We start from the raw sequence: 2639 nt of genomic DNA, 5'->3' as shown, positions 1-2639 counted from the left end.
ATCATACACTTGGGTACAGATGCGTTATGTAAAATCAGTGCTTTCAAAGTATATATAGAAAGTTGTTGGTTAGTTTGATGATCTATAGTCGCAACAGTTTTAGCTACATGAGGAGCCGATAAACTAGTTCCTTGGGACGTAGAAAGAATCTGATTCGTACCATCTATGGTAAAGAAGTATGAGTTGGTGAAATCACCGATACCTCCGACGTGTACAACATCAGGCTTTATGCCATATGAGGTTGATGGGCCTCGTAAGGTATACCTTGTCGGGGCACCTTTTTGTATAACTTCATTATTAACATGATTTATCGCGCCAACAGTTAAAGCGGATACAGAATCTGCTGGTTGAAGAATTCTGTCATTGTGAGGAAAACGAGCTAACATCTTAAATATATCGTTTTCGTCTTTTGGCCATTCCGATCTATACTTGTGTGCTTCCAAATTACCCGTAGATATGATAAACATCACGCCTAATTTCGTGGATATTTCATCTATTCTTGATGCAAGAAAACTATATTCATGATCAGAAGCGACGGATTGAAAATTTATGCTCATGCTAATTACTCTATATCCGAGTTCACGAGCAGATTGAATCTCTAAGTATAACCAGTCCATAAACTCAGAAACTGAGTCAAAGTGATCATCAAATGAGTCAATGCTAGATGGTATCCATATATCAAAGATATTACAGCCATCATTTTCCAAATATGGTTGCTCATTTAGAAAATTCGAACCTACAAGAATACTAGCCATTTCATCGGCATGATATTCACTTATTACAGCATCTCCTAAGCTTTCAGATTTTTCCTTTACCCAAGGTGAGAGTAAGTTACTTCGAATGCCTTTATCAATTAAAATTACTTTTGGGTAGTTTGTTTTATTATCTGGTTTAGGGAAATTTTCTATTTTTGATGACAAATCAGCCTTAACTTCAGAGAAGTTAATGATAGGTGTAGGGTAAAATTTTCTTACAATAGGATTTGTTCGCAAATCAGATAGGAGCTTTTTTAGATTCTGACTCGTCAAAATATATTGGTGATAATGTTACTAAACTATCTGAGAAATAATTTGATTCTGGAATGTATTTATATGAAGAGAGTGATTTGCATATATCTTTAACAAAGGAGTTTTTTAAGTTAACAATTTCATTAGATGGTAGGCTTTCACTTATTGCTGGGTGAAATAGCTCTATTATTAGATCTCTCTTATTATTTATAATCTCCTTCAGAATGTCACTGTCATTTAGAGGGCTTCTGTCTTTTTCTCCAATCAAGTCAATGGCTTGAATGGCGCTGACCTCACTCCTTAGTCCCCCGACCTTTGGAACAAGCTTGCCATATTGATCAAACTTAAGCTCTGATTGAACTTTTGCTTGAGCGATTCTATTTGCTAATATAGGAAGAGATTTAGCATTTACTTGCACATAAATTTCTCCCATTTCACCACCGCCAACTACAGGATGTTTATGGTTAAATAAAGCTGAAGTAGGGCGATGAGATTTAGCAATTGCTTCATCTTTTAGAGTAACTTTCATTGTTGCAAAACTTTGACAATCTCGCTTTCCAATTTCTTGTGAAATATGGGAAACACTGGAGATGAGAGTTGCTTTGTGGCTAGAGAAGGCTTGGTCATCACCATTAAAAAAATCTTTATGACTCCCATTAGCTAGAGGAATAGGAGTGGAAATGTAGCTACTACTATTTTTAATTCTTAAAATTGCCTTCTTTGCCATAAGTTATCCCTTCATCCACCGTGATATCGTACTTTTGTTTTTACCAAAAAGTTCTGAAAGATCTTTTGTCGTGTAGTTAAGTTTATTGTGTAATATTTTCGCTAACTCTCGCTCGTCGTTATTTATTAAAATATCAATAATATCGTTACTGACATTTGCGTTAATAAAAAAGTAAGATCTGACGGAGCGATATAAATCTACCGAATTAGTTTGGTTTATAATTGTAAATCTTTTAATAAACTCAATACAGTTTTTAATGTCAGCAGGAGAGAAATCATCCAAAACCAAGTTTAAAAAATCAAGTTGTCCAGACTCTAGTGTCATTGGTTGTAGGTATGACTCAATGATTTTCCTTCTAGTCTCTGATGAGGGAACTTTGACACAGATTTTATTTTGAAATCTTCTCCAAACAGCAGGGTCTAATAGATTCTCATGATTAGTTGTAGCCACTACTATGCCTTGTTCCTGACGTCGATCTAAACATTGAAGCAATGTATTCACTACACGTTTTATTTCTCCAACTTCTTTACTATCGTCTCTATATTTGGCAATAGCATCAAATTCATCGAGAAGAAGTACGCAATCGTATTTCTCAACAAACTCGAAAAGAGAAGCAATGTTTCTAGAGCTAGTTCCTAGATAGGAGGAAAGTAGGGAATCTAAACGAGCTAACACAAGTGGTAGCCCTAGTTTAGCGGCTAAGTACTTAGCAAGTTCAGTTTTACCCGTGCCGGGCTTGCCAAAAAACAAACAACTATACGATGGCTGAACGCCACTGCTTCTTAGTTGCTCTGAAAATTCCCATTCTGTTGTAATACCATCTATTGCATTCTTAATTTCGAGATCGAACGTATGCAGCCGTTCAAACTCTTTAATATCAATTGGAAATGTGACTTCTACAAGAG

General features: G+C 35.7%; 3 protein-coding genes. All 3 read right to left on the bottom strand.

The features are described 5' to 3' along the window. Positions 1–992, bottom strand: a 992-nt coding sequence (locus RH85_RS23370; protein ID WP_241210344.1) for a S8 family serine peptidase, incomplete at its 3' end; no start/stop codon positions are given. A 1-nt stretch (position 993) separates the two neighbouring features. Further along, entirely contained in the window at positions 994–1734 is a 741-nt protein-coding gene (locus tag RH85_RS23365) for a hypothetical protein (RefSeq protein ID WP_050799170.1), read from the bottom strand. Positions 1735–1737: 3 nt separating this feature from the next. Beyond that, on the bottom strand, positions 1738–2639 hold a 902-nt coding region (locus tag RH85_RS01465; RefSeq protein WP_006710407.1), incomplete at its 5' end, for an AAA family ATPase.

Source organism: Vibrio ichthyoenteri ATCC 700023 (assembly GCF_000222605.1).
GTDB classification, from domain to species: Bacteria; Pseudomonadota; Gammaproteobacteria; order Enterobacterales; family Vibrionaceae; genus Vibrio; species Vibrio ichthyoenteri.
This window is presented reverse-complemented; position numbering and strand designations above follow the sequence as displayed.